Source organism: Pseudomonas sp. DP-17 (assembly GCF_022380625.1).
In the GTDB taxonomy this organism is placed as follows: Bacteria; Pseudomonadota; Gammaproteobacteria; order Pseudomonadales; family Pseudomonadaceae; genus Pseudomonas; species Pseudomonas nitroreducens_A.
On the sequence record NZ_JAKSXG010000012.1, the window covers coordinates 65,661 to 87,390 of the forward strand.

Genomic DNA, 21,730 nt, shown 5'->3' on the forward strand with positions numbered 1-21,730 from the left:
GATGGCTATCGCTTCGCTCCACCCATCCTACGAGGAGCCGCCCGGCGCCAGCAGCAGGTTCGGCGCGGTGCGCAGGTAGCCGTCCTCGGCCAGGCGGATATCCAGCGCGAGGCTGGCCAGGTCGTCCGCCTGGGCCTCGGCGTGCTTGTCGTGCTGCAGGTAGAACTGCTTGAGGTAGGACTGGCAGCCGGGGCAGGTCTCGGCCTTGAGCGGTGCCTGGTCGCTGGCCACGCCTTCGCGCTGCAGCGAGTAGTAGGCCAGGCCCTTGCTCTCGGCGCAGTGGCTGCACTTCACACGTACGTAATGCCATTCGCAGGAGCACAGCGAGCAGGACAGGTAGCGCAGGCCGGCGAACTTGCCTTCCTGGCGGATCATCCCCGCCACCGGCGGCGCGCCACAGGCCGGGCAGAGGGTCTGGCTGTCGGTTTCCGCCAGGCTGTCGTCGGGCAGTTGCAGCAGCCACTGGCTGAAGGCGACCTGCAACACGGCACCGAGGAAGGGCACCAACGCTGGCGGCAACAGGTCGAACTGGCCGTTGAGCAGGCCCAGCGCCCAGGCCTTGCGCTGTCCGGAGTCGGCGTTGCGCAGGGTCTTCAATGCCTCGACCACGGCGGGGTTGGCGGTGAGTTCGTATGCGTCGAGGAAGGCGTCCAGCAACGGCAGCCACGCGCCTTCGCGCACCAGCACTTCATAGGCGAGCGGCGGCATGCGGTGCTCGCGGCTGCGGGCCAGTGCGGCGGCATCCGGCGAGGGCAGGAACAGCTTGCGGTCCAGCAGCGCTTGCTGTGATTCGCAGACGCCGGCGATGAGTTCGAGGTAGCCCTGCAGGGGATTAGCCGGTGCCAGCTCGCGCAGGCGTGCGGCGCGGCGGGAGAACAGATCATGAGGCGGCAGGTTGAACAGCGGCGGGATGTTGGCGGCAGCTTCGATCTGCCCGGGTTCGAGAATTCGGCCTGACACGCAGGACTCCTTGTTGGGTTCGGAGCGGGCCTGTGAAAGCCCCTCTCCCTGGCCCTCTCCCTGAAGCGAGAGGGGATGGTTCGTGCCGGCTGGCGCTTCAATGCCAGCCGGCGATGACGGCGTTGGTCAGTGGCCCTTGCCCTTGTCCACGTCCTTGAGCCACGCGGCGTGGTGCTTGCGCGCCCAGCCACGGCTGACCCAGCCGTAGAGCATGGCGCCCATCGAGCCCTTCACCCAGATACCGGCATAGATGTGCACCAGGATGCTGCAGATGAGCACGAAGGCGGCGAAGGCATGCAGCAGCGAGGCGATACGGATGAGGTCGATGCCGAAGAAATGGCTGAAGTAGGCGCGCCACATCACGAAACCGGTCACCAGCAGCACCAGCATGCACAGCAGCAGGACCCAGAACAGCAGCTTCTGCCCGGCGTTGTAACGGCCGACTTCCGGGAGGTTTTCCTCGCGGTTGGTCACCACGTCGCGCCATTGCTTGAGCCACTGCACGTCGCGCTTTTCCACCAGGTTATGGTGGGCGAAGCGGATCACCAGGCCGAGGAAGAACAGGAACATCGCCACCCCGAGGAAGGGATGCAGGATGCGCGTCCACGGGCCACCGCCGAACAGGTTGGTCAGCCAGAACATGGCCGGGTGGAACAGCGCCAGCCCCGAGAGGCCGGCAAGGATGAACAGAATGGCCACCATCCAGTGGTTGCTCCGTTCGTTGGCGTTGTAACGCTGGATATCTTTTTTCATGTCGTCGGGCTCCTGGGAGAGCTTGGAAGCGCCCTCTCCCCAACCCTCTCCCTGAAGGGAGAGGGGGCAGTTCGGCGTGCGGGCTCAGCGTGGAGTACGCGGATCATAGTCATGCACCGAAGGGTCGACCTTGTGCACCGGCGCCTGCGGGTCGGGCTTGTCTTCCTCGTCCTCTTCGACCCGGTTGGGGCCGACGCGGGTGTAGTGGAAGAACCCGGCCAGCACCACGCCCGCCATGGCCAGCAGGCCCAGCGGTTTGGTGAGGCCTTTCCACAGGCTGACCATCGGGCTGATGGCCGGCTTGTCGGGCAGGCCGGCGTACAGCGAGGGCTGGTCGTTGTGGTGCAGTACGTACATGACGTGCGTACCGCCCACCCCTTCAGGGTCATACAGGCCAGCATTCTCGAAGCCGCGGGACTTCAGGTCCTCGATGCGCTCGGCGGCGTGCTCCTTCATGTCTTCCTTGGTGCCGAAGACGATGGCGCCGGTCGGGCAGGTCTTCACGCAGGCCGGCTCCATGCCCACCGCCACGCGGTCGGAACACAGGGTGCACTTGTACGCCTTGTGGTCCTTCTGCGAGATGCGCGGGATGTTGAACGGGCAGCCGGTGATGCAGTAGCCGCAGCCAATGCAGTGGTCCTGGTTGAAGTCGACGATGCCGTTGGCGTACTTCACGATCGCCCCGGGGCTCGGGCAGGCCTTGAGGCAGCCGGGCTCCTCGCAATGCATGCAGCCATCCTTGCGGATCAGCCACTCCAGGTTGCCGGCCGGGTTCTCATGCTCGGTGAAGCGCATGACCGTCCAGGACTGGTCCGTGAGGTCGATCGGGTTATCGTAGGTGCCGTGGTTGTGGCCCACCTCGTCGCGCAGCTCGTTCCATTCCGAGCAGGCGACCTGGCAGGCCTTGCAGCCGATGCACTTGGACACGTCGATCAGCTTGGCCACTTCCTGCTCGTGCCGCACCGAGGGTGACGGCAAGGTCGTGGCGGAGCGGGCGTAGATGTCTTGACTACTCATGATTCACCTCACGCCTTTTCCACGTTGACGAGGAAGGACTTGAACTCCGGCGTCTGCGTATTCCCGTCGCCCACGAAGGGGGTCAGGGTGTTGGTCAGGTAGCCGTTGCGGGCGACTCCGGAGAAGCCCCAGTGCAGGGGGATGCCCACGTGGTGCACGGTCTGGCCGTTGACCTGCAGCGGACGGATGCGCTTGGTCACCACCGCCACCGCCTTGATGAAGCCGCGGTTGGAGGAGACCTTCACGCGGTCGCCGGCCTTGATGCCGATTTCCTTGGCCAGTGCCTCGCCGATCTCGACGAACTGTTCCGGCTGGACGATGGCATTCAGGCGGCAATGCTTGGTCCAGAAGTGGAAGTGCTCGGTGAGCCGGTAGGTGGTCGCGGCATAGGGGAACTCCTTCGCCGTGCCGAACAGCTCCATGTCGTTCTTGAACACCCGCGCCGCCGGGCTACTGATCGCCTGCGGATTCTTGTGCAGCGGGTTGACGCCGATCGGCGTCTCGAACGGCTCGTAGTGCTCGGGGAACGGGCCTTCGGCCATCTTGTCGACGGCGAAGAAACGCGCCACGCCCTCGGGGTTCATGATGAACGGGTTCATCCCGGCTTCCGGCGGTACGTCGACCTTGTAGTCGGGCACGTCGGTGCCGCCCCAGGCCTTGCCGTTCCACCACACCAGGCGCTTCTTCACCGGGTCCCACGGCTTGCCGCTGACGTCCGCCGAGGCGCGGTTGTAGAGGATGCGCCGGTTGGCCGGCCACGCCCAGGCCCAGCCCAGGGTCTGGCCCATGGCGTAGGGGTCGCTGTTGTCGCGGCGGGCCATCTGGTTGCCCGTCTGCGTCCAGGAGCCGGCGAAGATCCAGCAGCCGCTGGCGGTGCTGCCGTCGTCGCGCAGCAGCGCGAAGCCGGGCAACTGCTCGCCGGCTTTCGCCAGGACCATGCCATTGTTCGGGTCGACCAGGTCTGCCAGCGCCTTGCCGTTGTACTCCTTGGCGATTTCCTCGGGGGTCGGCTCATCGGGCGTCAGGTACGGCCAGTCGAGCCCGAGGATCGGGTCGGGGAACTTGCCGCCGTCCTTGCGATAGGCCTCGCGCAGGCGGTGCAGCAGGCCGCTCATGATGGCGATGTCGGTGCGTGCCTCGCCCGGCGGCTCGGCGCCCTTCCAGTGCCATTGCAGCCAGCGGCCGGAGTTGACGATGGAGCCGTCTTCCTCGGCGAAGCAACTGGTGGGCAGGCGGAACACCGTGGTCTGGATGGCCTGGGTGTCGACGTCGTTGTGCTCGCCGGCATTGCGCCAGAACTCGGAGGTTTCGGTCGCCAGCGGGTCCATCACCACCATCCACTTCAGCTTGGCGAGCGCGGCGCTGACCTTGGCCTTGTTGGGGAAGGAGGCGATGGGGTTGAAGCCCTGGCAGAAGTAACCATTGACCTTGCCCTGGTACATCATGTCGAAGTAGCGCAGCACGTCGTAGCCGGCGCCGGGCATATCCAGCTTGGGCAGCCAGTCGTAGCACCAGTTGTTCTCCTTGGTGGCGGACTTGCCGAACCAGGCCTTCATCAGGCTGACGTGGAACTTCGGGTAGTTCTGCCAGTAGGACAACTGCCCCGGGCGCAGCGGTTTGCTGGTGCGCTTGGTGATGTAGGCGTTGTAGTCCTGTTCGGCGTCGCCAGCCAAGGTCAGGTAACCGGGCAGCGAGTTGGACAGCAATCCCAGGTCGGTCAGGCCCTGGATGTTGGAGTGGCCGCGCAGGGCGTTCATACCGCCGCCGGGCATGCCGATATTGCCCAGCAGCAGCTGGACCATCGCACCGGTGCGGATCATCTGCGCGCCTACCGAGTGCTGCGTCCAGCCCAGGGCGTACATGATGGTCATGACCTTGGTCGGCGCCGCGGTGGTGGAAATTTCCTCCCACACCTTGAGCATCATGTCCTTGGGCGTGCCGCAGATGTTGCTCACTACGTCCGGCGTATAGCGGCTGTAGTGCTGTTTCATCAGGTTGAACACGCAGCGTGGGTGCGTCAGGGTCGGGTCGACCTTGGCGAAACCGTCCTCGCCCAGCTCGTACTGCCAGGAGGACTTGTCCGGGTAGGTGCGTTTCTCCGCGTCGTAGCCGTTGAACAGCCCGTCGTCGAAGCCGAAGCCTTCCTTCACGATGAAGGAGACGTCGGTGTAGTTGTGCACGTATTCCTTCTGGTACTTGTCGTTTTCCAGCAGGTAATTGATCAGGCCGCCGAGGAAGGCGATGTCCGTGCCGGTGCGGATGGGCGCGTAATAGTCGGCCACCGAAGCGGAACGGGTGAACCGCGGGTCGACCACCAGCAGGCGCGCCTTGTTGTGCGCCTTGGCTTCGGTCACCCACTTGAAGCCGCACGGGTGCGCTTCAGCGGCGTTTCCGCCCATGATCAGAATCAGATCGGCGTTCTTGATGTCGGTCCAATGGTTGGTCATGGCTCCACGGCCAAACGTCGGGGCAAGACTTGCCACCGTCGGGCCGTGTCAGACACGCGCTTGGTTGTCGAACGCCAGCAGTCCCAGGGAACGCATCACCTTGTGGGTGATGTAGCCCGCTTCGTTGGAAGACGCCGATGCGGCCAGGAAGCCGGTGGTCAGCCAGCGGTTCACGGTCTGGCCCTGGGCGTTCTTCTCGATGAAGTTGGCGTCGCGGTCTTCCTTCACCAGCTTGGCGATGCGGTCCAGCGCCTCGTCCCAGCCGACACGCTTCCACTCGGAAGAGCCGGCTTCGCGAACTTCCGGATACTTCAGGCGGTTGGGGCTGTGTACGAAGTCGAGCAGACCAGCGCCTTTGGGGCAGAGGGTGCCACGGTTGACCGGGTGATCGGAGTCACCCTCGATGTGGATGATGTTCTGCGCGACGTTCTTCGCCGCGTCGCCCTGGCTGTACATGAGGATGCCGCAACCCACCGAGCAGTAGGGGCAGGTGTTGCGGGTCTCGACGGTGCGCGCAAGCTTGAAGTGGCGGATCTGGTCGGCGAAGGCATCCGGGGGCGCAACCCCGAGTGCCGCCAGGCTCGATCCTCCAAGGCCCACGGCGCAGACCTTGAAAAATTGCCGACGGTTCATATCCATCGTGCGTCTCCTGATCAGGCAGCGTACGTCCGGTACATGGCCGGACCCTTGCCGCTTAAAAGATAGCCAAGCGGGCGCAATGCGCCAGCTTTGAGCGGGGCAGACCTTGCACGCGGAGGCTTTGCGGCGCATTGACGCGCGTCAGTGCGTCACTCAGAACGTGCTGCCGAGTACCCCCAAATGGGCAACGGGCGGGTAGGCACAGGAGATACTCTGGCCGTCCCCGCGGCAGGCGGATTGCGCGCGGTCCGGCTGGAGGGATTCGTGCAGCCCGAGCAGGGCCACGCCGATGAGGGCAGCGAGCAGGTAATGGCGCGCATGTCTTTTTCTTATCGCTTTCATGACGACCTCCGTCACTTCAGCCAGCGTTCGGGCCACGAGGCCCTGCCATGGGAGTCAGTCTGGAACCTGTGGCGCGGCTGTCAACCCGATGCGCTTGACCGAAATGCCCGAACGGCCCGGCAGCCGGGCCGTTAACCAAGGCGCGCGTTGCCGATTAGGGTGGCATGACCTGATTGCCAAGAGCGTTGCCATGTCGTCTGCCGCCTCGCCCTACCCTCACCTGCTCGCTCCGCTCGACCTGGGCCACCTCCAGCTGCGCAACCGCGTGGTGATGGGCTCGATGCACACCGGGCTGGAAGACCGCCTGTGGGATTTCGGCAAGCTCGCTGCTTATTACCGCGAACGGGCGCGCGGCGGCGTCGGGCTGATCATCACCGGCGGCTTTGCGCCCAACCGCGAAGGCTGGCTACTGCCGCTGGGCAGCAGCCTGACCAGCGGCCTGCAGGTGCCGGCGCACCGGCGCCTGACCCAGGCGGTGCACCGCGAGGGCGGGCGCATCCTGCTGCAGATCCTCCACGCCGGGCGCTACGGCTATCACCCGCTGGTGGTCTCGGCCTCGCCGGTGAAATCACCGATCAGCTGGTTCACCCCGCGCGAGTTGTCCGAGCGCGGCATCCTGCGCACCCTTGCCGCCTTCGTGCGCTGCGCGAGGCTCGCCCACGCCGCCGGTTACGACGGCGTGGAGATCATGGGCAGCGAAGGCTACCTGCTGAACCAGTTCCTCTGCCCGCGCACCAACCAGCGCGAAGACCGCTGGGGGGGCGATCTGGGCAACCGCATGCGCCTGCCGCTGGAGATCGTCCGCCGCATCCGCCGCGCGCTGGGCGAGCGCTTCCTCATCAGCTACCGCCTGTCGCTGCTCGACCTGGTGGAAGGCGGCAACAGCTGGGACGAGGTGCGCACCGTTGCGCGAGCCCTCGAAGGCGCCGGCATCGACCTGCTCAACACCGGCGTCGGCTGGCACGAATCACGGGTGCCGACCATCGTCACCTCGGTCCCGCGCGCGGCCTTCGCCGAAGTCACCGCGCGCCTGCGCGGCGAACTGCGCGTGCCGGTGATAGCCAGTAACCGCATCAACACGCCGGAAGTCGCCGAGCAGTTGCTCGCCGATGGCCACGCCGATCTCGTTTCCATGGCCCGGCCGCTGCTGGCCGACCCACAGTTCGTGGAAAAGGCCGCCGCCGGCCGCGCGAAGTCGATCAACACCTGCATCGCCTGCAACCAGGCCTGCCTGGACCACGCTTTCGCCAACCGCCGCGCCAGTTGCCTGGTCAATCCCCGTGCGGGATTCGAGACCGAACTGCGCTACCGCAAGGCACGCGTTCACAAGCGCATCGCGGTGATCGGCGCCGGGCCGGCCGGGCTGTCCGCCGCCTGTGTCGCAGCCGAGCGCGGCCACCGGGTGACGCTGTTCGAAGCCGCCGACGAGATCGGCGGGCAGTTCAACCTGGCCAAGCGGGTGCCCGGCAAGGAGGAGTTCTGCGAAACACTGCGCTACTTCGCTGCGCGCCTGGGTGAGTTGGGCGTCGAGGTGCAACTGGGCCGGCGGATCAGGCGCGGCGAACTGAGCGGCGAGTACGACGAGGTGATAGTCGCCACCGGCATCCAGCCGCGCACGCCGTCGATTCCGGGAATCGGCCACGCCAAGGTGCTCAGCTACCTCGATGTGCTGCGCGGCGCGCAGGTAGGCGAGAAGGTCGCGCTGGTCGGTGCAGGCGGGATCGGCTTCGACGTCGCCAGCTTCCTGCTGACCGAGCGCGAAGGTCCGCAACCGCTGGGGGAATGGCTCGGCCAGTGGGGCATAGACCTGGACAACGCCACGGGTGGCGGATTGATCCCGCCGGTCGCCGCGGCACCCCGCCGGCAACTCTGGCTGCTGCAACGCAAGGCCGGCCAACCCGGCGCCGGGCTGGGCAAGACCAGCGGCTGGGTGCACCGTGCGCACCTCAAGCATCACGGCGTCCGCATGCTCGGCGGAGTGGAATACCTGCGCATCGACGATGACGGTTTGCATGTGCGCATCGACGGCCAGGAACAATGCCTGGCGGTGGACAACGTGGTGATCTGCGCCGGCCAGGAGCCGCTGCTGGAACTGCAACCGACGCTCGCGGCGCAGAACCTTCGCTACCACGTCATAGGCGGCGCCAGCGTGGCGCGGGAGCTGGATGCCAAACGGGCGATCCGCGAAGGCGCGGAACTCGCCGCGCGGTTGTAACCGCCCAGGATCGGCGCCCACCGACGTTTCCGGCGTCCTTCAACGTAGGATGGGTGGAGCGCAGCGATACCCATGCTGCTCGGGTGAAGAGTTGATGGGTATCGCTGCGCTACACACCCTCCTACTCATGCTCATCCTGCAACCATTGGACGAGCCGGAGAGCAGTCAGCCCTCCAGCAACACCTTGATCGCCTGTAGATCACGCTCCACCCACTGCGCGTCGCGCTCGAAGGTGGCGTCGTCCATCTGCGGCTGGCGCAGCAGGGTGAGTTGCAGCTCGCAGCCATCGCCATTGGCGATCAGCCGTAGCGGGATATGGACTGCCGGTGCCTGCTTGGGCAACACGTCATGGTCCAGCACGCCGAACGCATTGCGCGGCGAGAAGCGCACGCGCATGGGGCCCTGGGGCGTCTGCGCCAGCCACAGACCATCGTCCAGCGGTTCGATGGCGTTGCACAGGCCGGACGCCCAGTAGGGAAAATTCTTCGGCTCGGCGAGGAAATCGTAAGCAGCATCGCGCGGCCGCTCGATGCGAACGCTCAGCACGCGGGAAACGCGGGTGGCCATGGTCAGGACCTCCATCGGGGCGGGAGCGATGCTCCGCATCTGGTGCATACTACGCGGCTGACCATTCTCGATCGACCGCAGGCCAGCCCTTGGCTGCCCTGCTTTGCGACCCTTTCCGGAGTTTCCCATGCCTACGCCGCCCTGGTGGTTGTTCGTTCTGCCGCTGATCGCCGGCGCCTGCCTGCCACTTCAGGCCGGCATCAACGGCCAGTTGGCCAAGCAGGTGTCCAGCGTGCTGGCCGCCGCGCTGATTTCCTTCTTCGTCGGCATGCTCGGCCTGCTCGCGCTGACCCTGGCCAACCGCGAATTCCCCAGCCTCGCGGCAATGCGCGGGATGCCCTGGTGGCAGTGGTGTGGCGGCTTCCTGGGGATGTTCTTCATCTTCATCGCCGCCTTCGCCGCACCGCGCGTCGGCGCGCTGATGTTCATGGTGTTGGTGCTTGCCGGCCAGCTGGGCATGGCGCTGGCGCTGGACCACTTCGGCTGGGCCGGTTTCAAGGAAGCGCCGGTGAGCGCCCTGAAGATCGCCGGCATGGCCGCCATCGCCGTTGGCATCTGGATGATCCGCAAGGGCTGACCGGTACCGACGAATGGCGCCGACGGCGCGGCTGCCCTGGCTATCCTTCTGGGACACGGACCGTGCCGAGGCGCACCATGGACAAGCACCCGCGATACGGCGACACCGCCGAGCAAGTATTCAGTTCGCGAGCGTTCAGCCTCCGCCGCGACAGCCTGAGTTGGCCCGACCGGCAGACCGAAGAGACGGCCTATATCCTCGAGTACCCGGACTGGGTGAGCGCCACGGCCATCACCCGCCACGGTGAACTGCTGCTGGTGCGCCAGTACCGCCATGGTGTCCGCGACTGGGTGCTGGAACTGCCCGGCGGCTGGATCAAGCCGGACGATATCGACCGTGAACACGCCATCCGCCGCGAGCTGCTGGAGGAAACCGGCCATGTCTTCGAGCGGATCGAACCGCTGATGTCGCTGTCGCCCAACCCCGGCACTCACAACAACCGCCTGCATACCTTCCTGGCCATCGGCGGAGAATCCCTGCGCGCACCGCGACCGGAAGACGACGAGCATCTTGAAGTGCTGACCATCCCATTGCACGAGGTCGAGGCCCGACTGCTCGACGGCGCATTGCTGGATAACGGCCACCTGAGCTGCCTGTTCCTGGGGCTGATGCGCCTGGGACGGTTGCAATTCAGCCATGACGAAGGAGCGGCGCCATGAGCGACATCCAGGTGATCCTGGTCGACGAACACGACAACCCGACCGGCACGATGGAGAAGCTCGAAGCCCATCGGCGCGGCCTGCGCCACCGCGCCATATCGGTTTATGTCTTCAACCGCGCCGGCAAGTTGCTGCTGCAACGCCGCGCGGCGGGCAAGTACCACTGTGGCGGCCTGTGGAGCAACACCTGCTGTGGCCATCCCTATCCGGACGAAGCCGCCAGGCTTGCCGCCGAACGCAGGCTGTTCGAAGAGATGGGTGTGCGCGTGCCGCTGCACAAGCAGTTCGAGTTCAGCTACTGCCTGGAGCTGCCAGGGGGCATGACCGAGAACGAGTTTGGCCACATCTTCGCGGCCCTGGACGACCAACGGCCGCAACCCGATCCCGAAGAGGCAGACGACTTCCGCTACGTCGCCCTGGCTGACCTGGAGCAGGAGATGGCCGCGCAACCCGAGCGCTTCACGCCGTGGTTCCTGATCTGCTACCCGGCGTTCAAGGACCACCTTCGAAACCACGGCGGGCTGTCGGCACTCTCGACCGCTTGAGCCCGGCAGCCCGCTAGACGAAAGGCCGCGCAATTCTTCGCGCCGACCACTATGATGCGCGCCTTCGCACCACCGCACCGACTTGCCGCCATGAGAAAACCACCGCTGATCGCCAACGCCGAACTGGACCGCCTGGAAACCTGGGCGAAGTACACCTCGGGCCTGTGCAAGGACTGCAACGCCACCTGCTGCACCATGCCGGCGGAAGTGAAGGTCAACGACCTGATTCGTATCGGCGTCGTCGACGAATTCGAGCGCGACGAGCCGGCGAAGAACATCGCCAAGCGCCTGCTCAAGGAAGGCATCGTCGAGCGCTTCAACCAGAAGAGCGGCATCTTCACCCTGACCCGCACCAGCAACGGCGACTGTTACTTCCTCGATCCCAGGACGCGCCTCTGCAGCGTCTACGCCAAGCGCCCGGACACCTGCCGCAACCACCCCCAGGTCGGCCCGCGTCCGGGTTACTGCGCCTACCGCAAGAAGACCGGCTGATCTCGGCTGGCTGAAGCGAGGGGCTCCCGGCTCGCTATACTGCGCGCCAGCTCAGGAGCCCCCTCATGAATTCCCTGCTCGAAGCCTGGCGGCATTCGCCGACCCACCGTCGCGTCTGGGCGCTCGCCGCGCCGATGATCCTCTCCAACGTCTCCGTGCCGCTGGTCACCCTGGTGGACAGCGCGGTGATCGGCCACCTGCCGCACGCCCACCAGCTTGGCGCCGTGGCGGTCGGTGGCGGGCTCTACACCCTGCTGGTGGGTGTGCTGGGTTTCCTGCGCATGGGCACCACCGGCTTCGCCGCCCAGGCTGCCGGGCGTGAAGATGGTGGAGCGCTGCGGCGCATTCTCGGCCAGGGCCTGCTGCTGGCTCTCGGCCTTGCCTTGCTGCTCGGCCTGCTGGCGGTGCCGCTGACCGGCCCCGCGCTGGCGCTGATGCGCCCGTCCCCCGAGCTGGATGTGCTGGCCCGCGAGTTCTTCCACATCCGCCTGTTCGGCCTGCCCGCAGCGCTGGCCACCTATGCGCTGGTCGGCTGGTTCCTAGGCACGCAGAACGCCCGCGCGCCGCTGGCGATCCTGCTGACCACCAACCTCATCAACATCGTGCTCAGCCTGTGGTTCGTGATGGGCCTGGACTGGGGGGTCGCCGGCGCGGCAAAGGCCGCAGTGACCGCCGAATGGGGCGGCGCGCTGCTCGGTCTGGCGCTGACCCGTGGCTCGCTGCGGCGCTTTCCCGGCCAGCCGGACTGGTCGCGCCTGCGCGCCTGGGCCAGCTGGCGGCCGCTGCTGATGGTCAACCGCGACATCTTCATCCGCAGCCTGGCGCTACAGGGCGTGTTCTTCCTGCTAACGGTGCAGGGCACACGCCTGGGCGACGCCACGGTGGCGGCCAACGCGCTGCTGCTCAACGGCCTGATGGTCACGGCCTACGCCCTCGACGGCCTGGCCCACGCCGTCGAGGCGCTGTGCGGCCACGCCATCGGCGGCCGCGACCGCACCGCGCTGCGCCGCTCGCTGGTGGTCGCGTGTGGCTGGTCGCTGATCGCCAGTCTGCTGTTCGTCGCCTTCTTCTCCATCTTCGGCCACCTGTTCATCGCCCTGCAGAGCGACATCCCGGAAGTGCGCGCCACCGCCGACCACTACCTGCCCTACCTCGCCTGCCTGCCGCTCATCGGCATGTGGAGTTACCTGCTCGACGGTCTGTTCATCGGCGCCACGCGGGCTCGCGAGATGCGCAACGCCATGCTGCTCGCCTGTGCCGCCAGCCTGCCGCTCGGCCTTGCGCTGCAGGGCTGGGGAAATCACGGTTTGTGGCTAACCTTCCTATGCTTCATGTTGCTGCGCGGACTGATCCTCGCGGCCTATGCCTGGCGACTGACGCGCCAGGACGCCTGGCAGGCGCCCGCCAGCCCCTGAATCTCTCGAGGAGAATCCATGCCGGCTTGTCCCATTCCCACTGACGAGTCCCTGCGTCAGCAGACTCTGGATGCGATGAACCTGCTCGACACCCCGGCCGAGCATTACCTGGATACGCTGGTGCAGCTCACCCAGGACCTGGCACAGGTCGACACCGTGCTGATCAGCCTGATCGACCAGGACCGTCAGTGGTTCAAGGCCAAGGTCGGGCTGGACGCCAGCGAGACCAAGCGTGACGTCTCCTTCTGCGGCTACGCCATTCTCAGCGAAGGCACCCTGCTGGTGCCCGACGCCAAGCGCGACCCGCGTTTTGCCGACAATCCGCTGGTGCTCGGCCCGCCCTATATCCGCTTCTACGCCGGCCGCCCGCTGCGCGCCGGCAATGGCCAGGCCATCGGCACGCTGTGCATGGTCGACCCTCGGCCGCGCACCCTCAGCGCCGCACAGCAGGCGAACTTCCGCGATCTCGCCACGCTCGCCGAGGGTTACCTGCAACTGCGCAGCCTGATCCAGAGCAACCGCGACCTGCGCGTGGAAGTGGACCGCGAACAGCGCAAGGCCCTGCTCGACCCGCTGACCCAGTTGTGGAACCGCGGCGCGCTGGCCACCTTCCAGGACCGCGAATGCCGCCTGGCGCGGGAGCACCAGGCCGAGCTCGGAGTGATCTACGCCGACCTCGACCATTTCAAATCCATCAACGACAGGCACGGCCATGCGGCCGGCGACCAGGTGCTGCGCGAATGCGCCCGGCGCCTGCGCGCCGCCTTGCGCCCGGACGACCTGCTGGTGCGCCAGGGCGGCGAGGAATTCGTCGCCCTGTTGCGGGTGAAGGACAGTAAGGAGCTGCAACGGATCGCCGAGCGCGTGCGCCAGCTGATCGGCAATGAACCCGTGGCATTGGCCAACGGCCCGCTGCCGGTCAGCCTGAGTATCGGCTGCACGCTGCTGGCTGGCGATGAGCAGGTCGACCAGGCACTGGAACGCGCCGATGCCGCGCTCTACAGTGCCAAGCAGGCCGGGCGTGACCGGGTGAGTTTCAGCTCGCCGCCAGCTTCAGCCTGATCCGCAAAGGCCCCAGCAGAGGACCCAACCATGGCCCAAGCCATCGCCGCTTACCTGCACTACCTGTCGATCTTCATCCTGTTCGCCCTGCTGGTGCTGGAGCACCAGCTGTTCCGCCTGCCGCTGGACTTGTCGCGGGCGCGCAGCCTGGTGATTGTCGACCTGGCCTACGGCGCCTGCGCCGGCGTCGTGCTGCTGACCGGCGCGGCGCGGGTGGTCTGGTTCGCCAAGGGCGCGGATTACTATCTGCACAACAGCCTGTTCCACGCCAAGATCGGTCTGTTCGTGCTGGTGGCATTGCTGTCGATCCTGCCGACCATGACCTTCCTCAACTGGCGCAACGAGTTCAAGGCAGGGCGCGTCCCGGTGCCCAGCGAACGCCAGGCGAAGCTGGTGATCATGACCATCCGCGTGGAGCTGCTGGCGCTGATGATCCTGCCGCTGCTGGCGAGCTTGATGGCGCGCGGCTTTGGGATGATCGGCTGAACGACGGCGTAACGCCCGTCCGCCTGGCCGCATTCCTACATCCAGAGCAGAGTAATCCGATTCAGCTGCTTGACCGATCGACGGATGCTCCCGCGCAGTTTCGGCTGCCGCAGGACATTCCATGCCTTCCCGCCCCCTCCGCCGCATTGCCCGGCGCCTGCTGCCCACGCTGGCGGCCCTTGCCCTGGGCGGTTGCGCCAGCAACGAGTTCACCCTGGAAGCGGACCTTCCCGGGGATTTCAGCCTGGTGGGTGACGCGCGCTACTCCCCTCCCGAAGGCCACCACTGCGACGCTTCCGCAGGCGACGACCTCAACCGGCGCATCTTCGCCACGCCTGGACACAGCGAACGGCCCTACCGGGTCAGCTACGCGGTGCCCCTGAGCCTTCGCAGCGGAGGTTGCACACGTGTGCTGAGCCATATCCGTCTGGAGATGGACGGCGAATCGGCCACCCATCCCCAGGACGCCGTGGCGCCCGACATCAGCTTCGCCCACCTGTCCATCCGCGACCGCCTCCCCGCCGGCATCCGCGGGATGCCGAAAAAGGGAACGCGCATCTTCGACGGCCGCTGCCGCTGGCTGCTGCCGGACGCAGCGGGCGGCGAGCGCCAGCTGCAATGTCACGCCTCGGACATCAATGGCAGCTGGTTCGCCGGCAAACCCGGAGGCGAGCTGCAGCGCGACGAGCTGCCCGGCCGCACCGTGCGCCTGGCCATCGGTGTCGCGCCGGATGTCCCTGCCAGCGCCGGTCGGGACAACGATCAGACCCTGAGCGCCGTGGAGTCGAGCAACTGAGCCAGCCGGCTGCGCAGCGCCCCGCCATCGAGATCGCCGGCGTGCAGAAGGAACTGCCTGTCCAGCACGTCCAACAGGTCATCGATGCTGTCGATGGCGCGCTGCTCGACCGAACCGTCTGTGTTGCGTCGCGTGAAGTGCCCGTTCAACAGCGACAGCCGCGCCCCCGCCTGGCTGAATGCCACGCGCAGGGAGTTGCGGAACACGCTCTGCGGGTAGGTCGAGGTGTACCAGTTGCGCATGGTGTAATCGGCCCAGTCTTGCGGCTCCAGGGTGAAGCGATACAGCGTCTGCCAGGACGACGTTGAGCGCGTCGCCATCTCCAGCTCGCCGTCGAGAGAACCGGCAATGCGCCAGCCGCCGGCCAATTCCTGGTTCACCCGCAAAGGCAGCGCGCGCGGCGAGGCCGGACCGCCGAAGCCGATGTCGACCAGATGCGGCCCTTCGGCCAGATCGACCCGCAGCAGCAGGTGGGTCTGCGGCGTCAGCGGCGCATCCGCCGGCAATCCCCAGCGCACCCGCGCCACCAGCAGCGTCACGCGGTAATCCAGGCTGGCGAGCAGGCGGGCGAACAGGCTGTTCAGCTCGAAGCAGTAGCCGCCACGCCGACGTTCGACGACCTTGGCGAACACCGCGTCCGGCTCGATCCGGATGGGCTTGTCCAGCAGCACGTCGAGGTTCTCGAAAGGCAGGTGATGCAGCGCCGCGACAATCAGCCGGTCGAGGTTCGCCAGCGTCGGCGCCGGGCGCTCCGCGGGCATGCCGAGGCGCGCCAGGGTCGCGTCGAGCTGGGCAGCACTGAAGGGAGTGAGCGGGGTCATGCGAATCTCCTTTCGCGACGTATCAAGGGTAGTGGTCAAGAGTGGTGCTCAAGGGTCGGCTCGGGAATCACCAGCGGACCACAGCCGTCGTCGCTGACGATGACCGCCAGCAATCGCGCGGGCTCGCTGGCACTGGGATTCTCGGCGAACAGATGCAGTTCGCGGCTGGGCTCGAACCAGGTCTGGCCCGCACCGTAAGTCTGCGCCGGAAGGCCCTGCATCCGCGAGCGCACCTGGCCGCTGAGCACGATGGCGGTCACCGCGCCGGGATGGCGGTGCGCCGGGGTGTAGCCGTTGGGCGGGAAATCCACCTGCAGCGTGGTCACGACCTTGCCGGGCATATCGGCCAGCGGCTCGCAGGACAGGGTCGTCACCTGGGTGGCCGGGCGCGTGCTGGCGGCGTGCCCGGCATGGCTCTGGGCAAGACTCAGCACCGGCCGCGACCCAGGCTGCCAGAGCAGTGCGCCAGCGGCCACGGCAGCCGCCAGCGCCACGCCGGTACGCGCTTCACGCGTCAGCGCGAAGTTCATGCCAGTACTCCCGCCAGGCGAAACCCCGGTTGCCAGCCCAGACGATGGCGCGCCCTGGCCGAGCTGACTTCGATGTCCTGTTCGGCGATGTTGTAGGCGCCGGGCGCGCCCCACTCCAGCGCCAGCAGCGCGGCGCGGGCGGCATCGTCGACGTGCACGGCCAGCCGCGGATCAGCCGCATCTGCGCCCGTACCGGGCCCGTAGAGCCGACCGTAGCGCAACACGATGCCCTCCACCGGCCGGGCACCGAGCACGGCCTCTTCCAGCGCCGCCACGCCGCCGACGCTGACGGCGCGCGGACCTTCGGCGCCAAGGTCCAGCGGTTGCTCCTCGTGCAGCGGCAATTCCCCCGGCGCATAGGCCCAGGCGATGCTCTGCGCCACCATGCGCTCCACGCCGGCCGCGCGAGCTGCCGCAACCAGGTTGGCCGTGCCCTCACGACGCAGACGTGCATTGCGCGGCTGGGCGGCAGGCATCAGGGCCGGGTCGAGACCGGCCGGCAGATCGGTGAGCTGGTGGATCACCCAGCGCGGCTGGAACTCCAGCATGGCGGCCTGCAGGGCCGGCGCGTCATAGACGTCCAGTACCCTCGCGCGCGCGCCGGCGGCCTCCAGCGCGGCGGCCCGCTGCGCGGAGCGACTGATCGCCAGCACCTGGTAACCGCGCTCCAGCAGCATCGGCAGCAGGCGCTGACCGATGGCGCCACTGGCGCCGGCGAAGAAGACTTTCATGCACATGGGGACCTCGAATCGGACAGTGCGGAACATGTCGCCACTCTAGCCACGCGATGCCCCACCCCACAGAGCCAAGATCATGCAGAACGACTGGGACATGATTGTCGAAGCTTGATCCATGTCCACGCAATGTCACGCCCATCGTCTATAACAAACGGCTCAATACCCCGATCCTGAGGAGTCGTCATGAGCCAAGTCTTCGATGTTGCCGTGGTCGTCGGCAGCCTGCGCAAGGAATCCCTGAACCGCAAGATCGCCAAGGCATTTGCCAGCCTGGCGCCGGCCAACCTGAAACTGGAAATCGTGGAGATCGGCGACCTGCCGCTGTACAACGAAGAGCTCGACGTGGGCGCTCCACCCGCCAGCTACACGGCCTTTCGCGAGCGCATCGCCCGCGCCGACGCGGTGCTTTTCGTCACTCCCGAATACAACCGCTCGGTGCCCGGCGTGCTGAAGAACGCCATCGACGTCGGCTCGCGCCCCTATGGCAAGAGCGCGTGGAATGCCAAGCCCTGCGCCGTGGTCAGCGCATCGCCGGGCGCCATCGGCGGCTTCGGTGCCAACCATCACCTGCGCCAGTCGCTGGTATTCCTCAACATGCCGGTATTGCAGCAGCCCGAAGCCTACCTGGGTGGCGCCGGCGGCTTCTTCGACGAAGCCGGCAAGCTGTCGGAGAAAACCCAGCCCTTCCTGCAAAGCATCATCGACGCCTTCGCCGGCTGGATCGAACAGAACCAGCCCCGCTGATTTCCCGAAGCGCCGGCCCGCCGGCGCATTCCCTTACCCGCCATTCTGAGTAACCGTTGGCAGGTCGCTGCGGCGCCTGGCATTCGCCATCTTTCCGGCTGGCTCCACATCCTCCCCCAAGCCAAGGTTCAGGCCCGACTCCCGCGCCCGGACCTCCGATGCTGCTGCGCCCTATCTCATCCTGTTTGCTTGCTCTGACCCTGCTCGCCGGTTGCTCTTCGCCACCGGTGAAGAAGGATGTCGACGGCGAAGGCTTCAGCTCCGGGCAGATGTTGCAGAACGACGCCAACCGCGCCGCCAACCTGGCGATGCGCGACAACCTCGACAGCCTGTCACTGCTGCTCGACAAGCTCTACAAGCGCAATCCCGGCCAATGGAAGAAAACAGGCGCGACTTCGCGTGAACAGGCTCACCAGCGAGTCATGGACGCCATCCGCAATCAACAGCCGCTGCCGGGGCTGGACGGCAGGAAGTCGGTGGACGTGCTTCCCCTGGCCTTCGCTCCCGACTTCCAGGGGGACCGGGCCGGCACGCTGATCTACGGGATGGGCAGCATGCTCTTCGAGCTTTACGGCGGAACCGACACGCAGCATCTGCTCAGTGGATTGAACGCGCAGATGACCGCCAACGCGGCCTGGAACATCGAGGTAGCCGCCTGGCTGCTGGCCAGTCGCACCGACAGCAACGGCCAGCCGCTACTGCTCTCCAACGAGATCAGCAGCAGCGGACGCAACCTGTCGTTCGAGCGGGAGTTCGGCCGCATGATCGGCCGCCTGGAGCTGCTGGCGCAGATGACCCATGAAAGCCTGCGCCGCAGCGGCATCAACTATGTGCAGGGCATCCTCGCCGCGCCGATCCTCGGCCTGGTGCAGTTCATCCCGCTGGACCAGGCCGCGGCCGCGCTGCAGTAACGCCGGCCGCTATTCCTCCAGCAATCGCGCCAGGCGCTGGCGCAGGTAACGGTTCTCCGCGCGCAGCTCATCCACCTCGTCCAGCAGGCGCAGCGCCAGGGCGATGCCCGGCCAGTCCAGCTCGAACTCGCGGCGCAGGCGCACCGCACGGCGCACCACGCTGACCGCCTGGTAATCGAAGACCCAATGCCCTGCGCGTTGTTCGCGGGGCTCCACGATGCCCACCTCGACGATCTCGACGAGCACGTCGCGGGGGAGGTTCACCGACTGGCAGAGCTCGTCGAGGTCCACCACCATCACTGTCGTCGTCATGCGCGTTTACCCCAATCGGCACGGGGGTCGAAGGCCGCCTTGGCAGCCAGTTCTTCCCAGAGTTTGCGGGTCGCTTCGTCCGCCGTCTTCGGCATCACCACCTTGAGCACCGCGTAGAGGTCGCCGGCAGCGGCCTCGCCCTTGTTCGGCAGGCCCTTGCCCTTGATGCGCAGGCGCTGGCCGGCCTGGCTGTTGGCCGGGACGCCGAGGTTGATCCGCCCGCTCAGCGTGGGCACTTCCACCTTGGCGCCGAGCGCCGCTTCCCAGGGCGCCACCGGTACGGTGACGATCAGGTCGCGGCCCTCCACGTCGAAGACCGGGTGCGGCACCAGGCGGATCGCCAGGTACAGGTCGCCCGCCGGCCCGCCGTTGATGCCCGGTGCGCCCTGCCCCTTGAGGCGGATGCGTTCGCCGTCGGCGGTGCCCACGGGAATCTTCACGTTCAGCGTCTTGTTCTGTGGCGGCAGCTTGCGGCCGTATTCGTCGTAGCTGGGCAGGCTGAAGCTGATGGGCCGGCTGTCGCCGGAGAGGGTTTCCTCGAGGAACAACGGGACCTCCATCTCCACGTCCTGGCCACGATGGGCCTGCGGCTGGCGCGCACCGCCGAAGCCTGCGTGAGCGCCGCCGGCACGGCTGCCGAAGATCTGCTCGAAGAAGTCGCTGAAGTCCTGTTCGTGCCCCGGCGACGGGCCGTCGAAACCACCGCGCGGCTGCCAGCCGGGCGGCGCCTCGAACTGCGGCCCCTGCGAGCTATAGCGGCGCAGTTCGTCATATTCAGCGCGCTTCTCCGGGCTTTTCAGCACTTCGTAGGCTTCGGAAACGTCCTTGAATTTCGCCTCGGCGTCCGGCTCCTTGCTGACGTCCGGATGGTACTTGCGCGCGAGCTTGCGGTAGGCGGTCTTGATCGCCTTCTCGTCGGCATCGGGCTCGACCCCGAGCGCGGCGTAATAGTCCTTGAATTCCATCGGTAGCGGTCACTCCTCACATGCGTTGGACCTGTCGGCGCCTGGGACACGGGGATTCGCGCGGGCAGCCGGAACTGCTGCGCGCGCTGCGAGGCGAACAGGTGGAAAAAAGCGGGTTCTGCAACAACAGATGGAGTCGCGAGCCCTGCTTTTCAACACTGCCTGCAAGCCTAGACGCTGATCCTGCATCGCGACCGCCGGGACGACTTGATGCCGGTCATGGCATAGTCGTCTTCCGGAACTTTTCCCGCCCTGGATAGGCCATGACCGCACCCGTCGATTCGTTCCGCCAACCGCTGGACCCCAGCCAGGAGTTGCCGATCTACCGGCAGCTCTACGAGCGCATCCGCGATGCCATCACCCGTGGCGCGCTGCGCCCGGGCGAGCGCGTGCCGCCGGTGCGCGGGCTGGCGGGCGAACTGGGCGTGGCGCGCGGCACCGTGGAGCTGGCCTACCAACTGCTGACCAGTGAAGGCTATTTGCTGGCGCGCGGACCGGCCGGCACCGTGGTCTCGCCGCAGCTGGCGGGGCGCACGGCCAGCGCGCCGGCCGTGGCGGTCGCGCCGGATACCGTCGAGCGCACCCTGCCCGGCCTGATAGCCCATGGCCCGAGCCTGCGGCCGTTCCAGCTTGGCGTACCGGCGCTGGACGCATTTCCCCGCGCACTCTGGGCACGCCTGTGCGCGCGGCGGCTGCGCCAGCAGAGCGCGTCCATGCTGGCTTATCCGGAACCCTGCGGTTATGGGCCGCTGCGCGAAGCGGTCGCCGCTTACCTGGGCATCTCCCGCGGCATCGTCTGCGACCCCGCGCAAGTGTTCATCTGCGCGGGTTACCAGGGCGCGCTGGACCTGATCAGCCGCACCCTGCTCGAACCCGGCCAGCGCTTCTGGCACGAGGACCCTGGCTACCCGCGCGGCCGCGAACTGCTGCGCCGTGCCGGCGGCGTGCCGGTACCCGTCGCGGTGGACGCCGATGGCCTGGGCGTGGAGGACGGTATCGCCCATGCGCCGGATGCCCGCTTCGCGCTGGTCACCCCGTCGCAGCAGAGCCCCACCGGCGTTGCCTTGAGCCTGCCGCGCCGCCTGGCCCTGCTGGACTGGGCGGCGGGCAGCGGCGCGTGGATAGTCGAGGACGACTACGACAGCGAATACCGCTACGCCGGCTTCCCGCTACCGGCACTGAAGAGCCTCGACCGCGCCGGCCGCGTGCTCTACACCGGCACCTTCAGCAAGGTGCTCTATCCTGCCCTGCGCCTGGGCTATCTCGTGGTGCCGGCGGAACTGGTGGAAGACTTCGTGCGTGCCCAGCAGGTGTTCTCCTCCGGGTGCGCGGAGCTGCTGCAGGCGACCCTCTCCGATTTCATGCAGGAAGGCCACTTCGCCCGCCACCTCAAGCGCACCCGCACGCTCTATGCCCAGCGCCGCCAATGGTTGCGCAGCGCGCTGGAAGAACGCCTCGGCGAGCGCCTGCGCTTCGCCGACACGCCCGGCGGCCTGCACCTGATCGGCGCGCTGGACCAGGACGACCTCGCCGTCGCCCGCCGCGCCCACGCCGAGGGCCTCGGCCTGCAGGCGCTGAACGCCTGGTGCGTGGAAGCCAGGCGCGAGCCGGCACTGATCATGAGTTTCACCAATGTCGCCGACGAGCAGTTCGCCGGGCGCCTGGCAGAGCGGCTGGCGCCCTTGCTCGGCTGATTTCGGAGTGCGGGGCGGTCAATACCTCCGATGGCAAAAATTGA

At 67.0% G+C, this 21,730-nt stretch carries 23 protein-coding genes; 12 read left to right on the top strand and 11 right to left on the bottom strand.

The window, feature by feature from the left end:
• Window positions 1-27: 27 nt before the first annotated feature.
• From fdhE to MJ122_RS18930, 5 genes are all read right to left on the bottom strand, one after another.
• Window positions 28-960, bottom strand: a complete 933-nt coding sequence (gene fdhE, locus MJ122_RS18910) for a formate dehydrogenase accessory protein FdhE (RefSeq protein WP_088416274.1) — start codon at window positions 958-960, stop codon at window positions 28-30.
• A 126-nt stretch (window positions 961-1,086) separates the two neighbouring features.
• Window positions 1,087-1,713, bottom strand: a complete 627-nt coding sequence (locus MJ122_RS18915; RefSeq protein ID WP_088416273.1) for a formate dehydrogenase subunit gamma — start codon at window positions 1,711-1,713, stop codon at window positions 1,087-1,089.
• A gap of 84 nt (window positions 1,714-1,797) precedes the next feature.
• The gene (gene fdxH / locus MJ122_RS18920; protein WP_239745604.1) at window positions 1,798-2,730 is read right to left on the bottom strand and encodes a formate dehydrogenase subunit beta; all 933 of its coding nucleotides are present in this window, start codon (window positions 2,728-2,730) and stop codon (window positions 1,798-1,800) included.
• Between the two features lie 8 nt (window positions 2,731-2,738).
• Window positions 2,739-5,816, bottom strand: a complete 3,078-nt coding sequence (gene fdnG / locus MJ122_RS18925; protein ID WP_239745606.1) for a formate dehydrogenase-N subunit alpha — start codon at window positions 5,814-5,816, stop codon at window positions 2,739-2,741.
• Between the two features lie 153 nt (window positions 5,817-5,969).
• Window positions 5,970-6,158, bottom strand: a complete 189-nt coding sequence (locus MJ122_RS18930) for a hypothetical protein (RefSeq protein ID WP_088416269.1) — start codon at window positions 6,156-6,158, stop codon at window positions 5,970-5,972.
• A 190-nt stretch (window positions 6,159-6,348) separates the two neighbouring features.
• Between MJ122_RS18930 and MJ122_RS18935 the strand changes: the two genes are divergently transcribed.
• Window positions 6,349-8,373 (top strand): NADPH-dependent 2,4-dienoyl-CoA reductase, encoded by a 2,025-nt coding sequence (locus tag MJ122_RS18935; protein WP_239745608.1) that lies wholly within the window; start codon window positions 6,349-6,351, stop codon window positions 8,371-8,373.
• A 165-nt stretch (window positions 8,374-8,538) separates the two neighbouring features.
• Here the strand turns inward: MJ122_RS18935 and MJ122_RS18940 are convergent, their stop codons facing one another.
• Window positions 8,539-8,940 (bottom strand): SRPBCC family protein, encoded by a 402-nt coding sequence (locus MJ122_RS18940; RefSeq protein WP_239745610.1) that lies wholly within the window; start codon window positions 8,938-8,940, stop codon window positions 8,539-8,541.
• Window positions 8,941-9,067: 127 nt separating this feature from the next.
• Between MJ122_RS18940 and MJ122_RS18945 the strand changes: the two genes are divergently transcribed.
• The 8 genes from MJ122_RS18945 to MJ122_RS18980 all read left to right on the top strand — a co-directional run bounded on the left by MJ122_RS18945 (window position 9,068) and on the right by MJ122_RS18980 (window position 14,972).
• Window positions 9,068-9,517: a DMT family transporter gene (locus MJ122_RS18945; protein WP_017520596.1), complete on the top strand. Its 450-nt coding sequence runs from the start codon at window positions 9,068-9,070 to the stop codon at window positions 9,515-9,517.
• Between the two features lie 77 nt (window positions 9,518-9,594).
• Window positions 9,595-10,176 carry an NUDIX hydrolase gene (locus MJ122_RS18950; protein ID WP_239745613.1) on the top strand — a complete coding sequence of 194 codons (582 nt, stop codon included), beginning with the start codon at window positions 9,595-9,597 and terminating at the stop codon, window positions 10,174-10,176.
• Window positions 10,173-10,721, top strand: coding sequence for an isopentenyl-diphosphate Delta-isomerase (gene idi, locus MJ122_RS18955; RefSeq protein WP_239745615.1), 549 nt, complete (start codon window positions 10,173-10,175; stop codon window positions 10,719-10,721). The genes MJ122_RS18950 and idi overlap by 4 nt, the downstream gene beginning before the upstream one ends.
• A gap of 90 nt (window positions 10,722-10,811) precedes the next feature.
• On the top strand, window positions 10,812-11,213 hold the full coding sequence (locus tag MJ122_RS18960) for a YkgJ family cysteine cluster protein (RefSeq protein ID WP_239745617.1): 402 nt from the start codon (window positions 10,812-10,814) through the stop codon (window positions 11,211-11,213).
• Window positions 11,214-11,278: 65 nt separating this feature from the next.
• The gene (locus tag MJ122_RS18965; RefSeq protein ID WP_239745618.1) at window positions 11,279-12,628 is read left to right on the top strand and encodes an MATE family efflux transporter; all 1,350 of its coding nucleotides are present in this window, start codon (window positions 11,279-11,281) and stop codon (window positions 12,626-12,628) included.
• Between the two features lie 18 nt (window positions 12,629-12,646).
• Complete coding sequence (locus MJ122_RS18970) at window positions 12,647-13,690, top strand: sensor domain-containing diguanylate cyclase (RefSeq protein ID WP_239745620.1); 1,044 nt, start codon at window positions 12,647-12,649, stop codon at window positions 13,688-13,690.
• Between the two features lie 30 nt (window positions 13,691-13,720).
• Window positions 13,721-14,176 carry a DUF2214 family protein gene (locus tag MJ122_RS18975; RefSeq protein ID WP_239745622.1) on the top strand — a complete coding sequence of 152 codons (456 nt, stop codon included), beginning with the start codon at window positions 13,721-13,723 and terminating at the stop codon, window positions 14,174-14,176.
• Between the two features lie 121 nt (window positions 14,177-14,297).
• Window positions 14,298-14,972, top strand: coding sequence for a hypothetical protein (locus tag MJ122_RS18980; protein WP_239745624.1), 675 nt, complete (start codon window positions 14,298-14,300; stop codon window positions 14,970-14,972).
• On the opposite strand, the gene MJ122_RS18985 is transcribed toward MJ122_RS18980, so the two are convergent.
• The 3 genes from MJ122_RS18985 to MJ122_RS18995 are packed head-to-tail and all read right to left on the bottom strand — an operon-like array spanning window position 14,939 to window position 17,060.
• The gene (locus MJ122_RS18985; protein ID WP_239745626.1) at window positions 14,939-15,793 is read right to left on the bottom strand and encodes an arylamine N-acetyltransferase; all 855 of its coding nucleotides are present in this window, start codon (window positions 15,791-15,793) and stop codon (window positions 14,939-14,941) included. The genes MJ122_RS18980 and MJ122_RS18985 overlap by 34 nt on opposite strands.
• 35 nt (window positions 15,794-15,828) lie before the next feature.
• Entirely contained in the window at window positions 15,829-16,323 is a 495-nt protein-coding gene (locus MJ122_RS18990; protein ID WP_088416259.1) for a cupin domain-containing protein, read from the bottom strand.
• Window positions 16,320-17,060 carry an NAD(P)-dependent oxidoreductase gene (locus MJ122_RS18995; RefSeq protein WP_239745844.1) on the bottom strand — a complete coding sequence of 247 codons (741 nt, stop codon included), beginning with the start codon at window positions 17,058-17,060 and terminating at the stop codon, window positions 16,320-16,322. The genes MJ122_RS18990 and MJ122_RS18995 overlap by 4 nt, the downstream gene beginning before the upstream one ends.
• Before the next feature lie 183 nt (window positions 17,061-17,243).
• Between MJ122_RS18995 and MJ122_RS19000 the strand changes: the two genes are divergently transcribed.
• Window positions 17,244-17,804 (top strand): NAD(P)H-dependent oxidoreductase, encoded by a 561-nt coding sequence (locus tag MJ122_RS19000; RefSeq protein WP_239745627.1) that lies wholly within the window; start codon window positions 17,244-17,246, stop codon window positions 17,802-17,804.
• 158 nt (window positions 17,805-17,962) lie between these two features.
• Window positions 17,963-18,715, top strand: coding sequence for a hypothetical protein (locus MJ122_RS19005; RefSeq protein WP_239745629.1), 753 nt, complete (start codon window positions 17,963-17,965; stop codon window positions 18,713-18,715).
• A gap of 9 nt (window positions 18,716-18,724) precedes the next feature.
• Here MJ122_RS19005 and MJ122_RS19010 read toward each other — a convergent pair whose 3' ends face one another.
• Both MJ122_RS19010 and cbpA read right to left on the bottom strand, forming a co-directional pair.
• Window positions 18,725-19,027 carry a chaperone modulator CbpM gene (locus MJ122_RS19010; protein ID WP_239745631.1) on the bottom strand — a complete coding sequence of 101 codons (303 nt, stop codon included), beginning with the start codon at window positions 19,025-19,027 and terminating at the stop codon, window positions 18,725-18,727.
• Window positions 19,024-19,992 (bottom strand): curved DNA-binding protein, encoded by a 969-nt coding sequence (gene cbpA, locus MJ122_RS19015; protein ID WP_239745633.1) that lies wholly within the window; start codon window positions 19,990-19,992, stop codon window positions 19,024-19,026. Before cbpA ends, MJ122_RS19010 begins: the two co-directional genes overlap by 4 nt.
• A gap of 263 nt (window positions 19,993-20,255) precedes the next feature.
• On the opposite strand from cbpA, the gene MJ122_RS19020 reads away from it, so the two are divergent.
• The gene (locus MJ122_RS19020) at window positions 20,256-21,686 is read left to right on the top strand and encodes a PLP-dependent aminotransferase family protein (protein ID WP_239745635.1); all 1,431 of its coding nucleotides are present in this window, start codon (window positions 20,256-20,258) and stop codon (window positions 21,684-21,686) included.
• The last annotated feature ends 44 nt before the right edge of the window (window positions 21,687-21,730 follow it).

What these genes read in the sequence shown, in the direction of transcription:
- MJ122_RS18915 (WP_088416273.1), bottom strand. Translation starts at nt 1,713, where the DNA reads ATGAAAAAAGATATCCAGCGTTACAACGCCAACGAACGGAGCAACCAC.
- fdxH (WP_239745604.1), bottom strand. Translation starts at nt 2,730, where the DNA reads ATGAGTAGTCAAGACATCTACGCCCGCTCCGCCACGACCTTGCCGTCA.
- MJ122_RS18930 (WP_088416269.1), bottom strand. Translation starts at nt 6,158, where the DNA reads ATGAAAGCGATAAGAAAAAGACATGCGCGCCATTACCTGCTCGCTGCC.
- MJ122_RS18935 (WP_239745608.1), top strand. Translation starts at nt 6,349, where the DNA reads ATGTCGTCTGCCGCCTCGCCCTACCCTCACCTGCTCGCTCCGCTCGAC.
- MJ122_RS18940 (WP_239745610.1), bottom strand. Translation starts at nt 8,940, where the DNA reads ATGGCCACCCGCGTTTCCCGCGTGCTGAGCGTTCGCATCGAGCGGCCG.
- MJ122_RS18945 (WP_017520596.1), top strand. Translation starts at nt 9,068, where the DNA reads ATGCCTACGCCGCCCTGGTGGTTGTTCGTTCTGCCGCTGATCGCCGGC.
- MJ122_RS18950 (WP_239745613.1), top strand. Translation starts at nt 9,595, where the DNA reads ATGGACAAGCACCCGCGATACGGCGACACCGCCGAGCAAGTATTCAGT.
- idi (WP_239745615.1), top strand. Translation starts at nt 10,173, where the DNA reads ATGAGCGACATCCAGGTGATCCTGGTCGACGAACACGACAACCCGACC.
- MJ122_RS18960 (WP_239745617.1), top strand. Translation starts at nt 10,812, where the DNA reads ATGAGAAAACCACCGCTGATCGCCAACGCCGAACTGGACCGCCTGGAA.
- MJ122_RS18965 (WP_239745618.1), top strand. Translation starts at nt 11,279, where the DNA reads ATGAATTCCCTGCTCGAAGCCTGGCGGCATTCGCCGACCCACCGTCGC.
- MJ122_RS18970 (WP_239745620.1), top strand. Translation starts at nt 12,647, where the DNA reads ATGCCGGCTTGTCCCATTCCCACTGACGAGTCCCTGCGTCAGCAGACT.
- MJ122_RS18975 (WP_239745622.1), top strand. Translation starts at nt 13,721, where the DNA reads ATGGCCCAAGCCATCGCCGCTTACCTGCACTACCTGTCGATCTTCATC.
- MJ122_RS18980 (WP_239745624.1), top strand. Translation starts at nt 14,298, where the DNA reads ATGCCTTCCCGCCCCCTCCGCCGCATTGCCCGGCGCCTGCTGCCCACG.
- MJ122_RS18985 (WP_239745626.1), bottom strand. Translation starts at nt 15,793, where the DNA reads ATGACCCCGCTCACTCCCTTCAGTGCTGCCCAGCTCGACGCGACCCTG.
- MJ122_RS18990 (WP_088416259.1), bottom strand. Translation starts at nt 16,323, where the DNA reads ATGAACTTCGCGCTGACGCGTGAAGCGCGTACCGGCGTGGCGCTGGCG.
- MJ122_RS18995 (WP_239745844.1), bottom strand. Translation starts at nt 17,060, where the DNA reads ATGTGCATGAAAGTCTTCTTCGCCGGCGCCAGTGGCGCCATCGGTCAG.
- MJ122_RS19000 (WP_239745627.1), top strand. Translation starts at nt 17,244, where the DNA reads ATGAGCCAAGTCTTCGATGTTGCCGTGGTCGTCGGCAGCCTGCGCAAG.
- MJ122_RS19005 (WP_239745629.1), top strand. Translation starts at nt 17,963, where the DNA reads ATGCTGCTGCGCCCTATCTCATCCTGTTTGCTTGCTCTGACCCTGCTC.
- MJ122_RS19010 (WP_239745631.1), bottom strand. Translation starts at nt 19,027, where the DNA reads ATGACGACGACAGTGATGGTGGTGGACCTCGACGAGCTCTGCCAGTCG.
- cbpA (WP_239745633.1), bottom strand. Translation starts at nt 19,992, where the DNA reads ATGGAATTCAAGGACTATTACGCCGCGCTCGGGGTCGAGCCCGATGCC.
- MJ122_RS19020 (WP_239745635.1), top strand. Translation starts at nt 20,256, where the DNA reads ATGACCGCACCCGTCGATTCGTTCCGCCAACCGCTGGACCCCAGCCAG.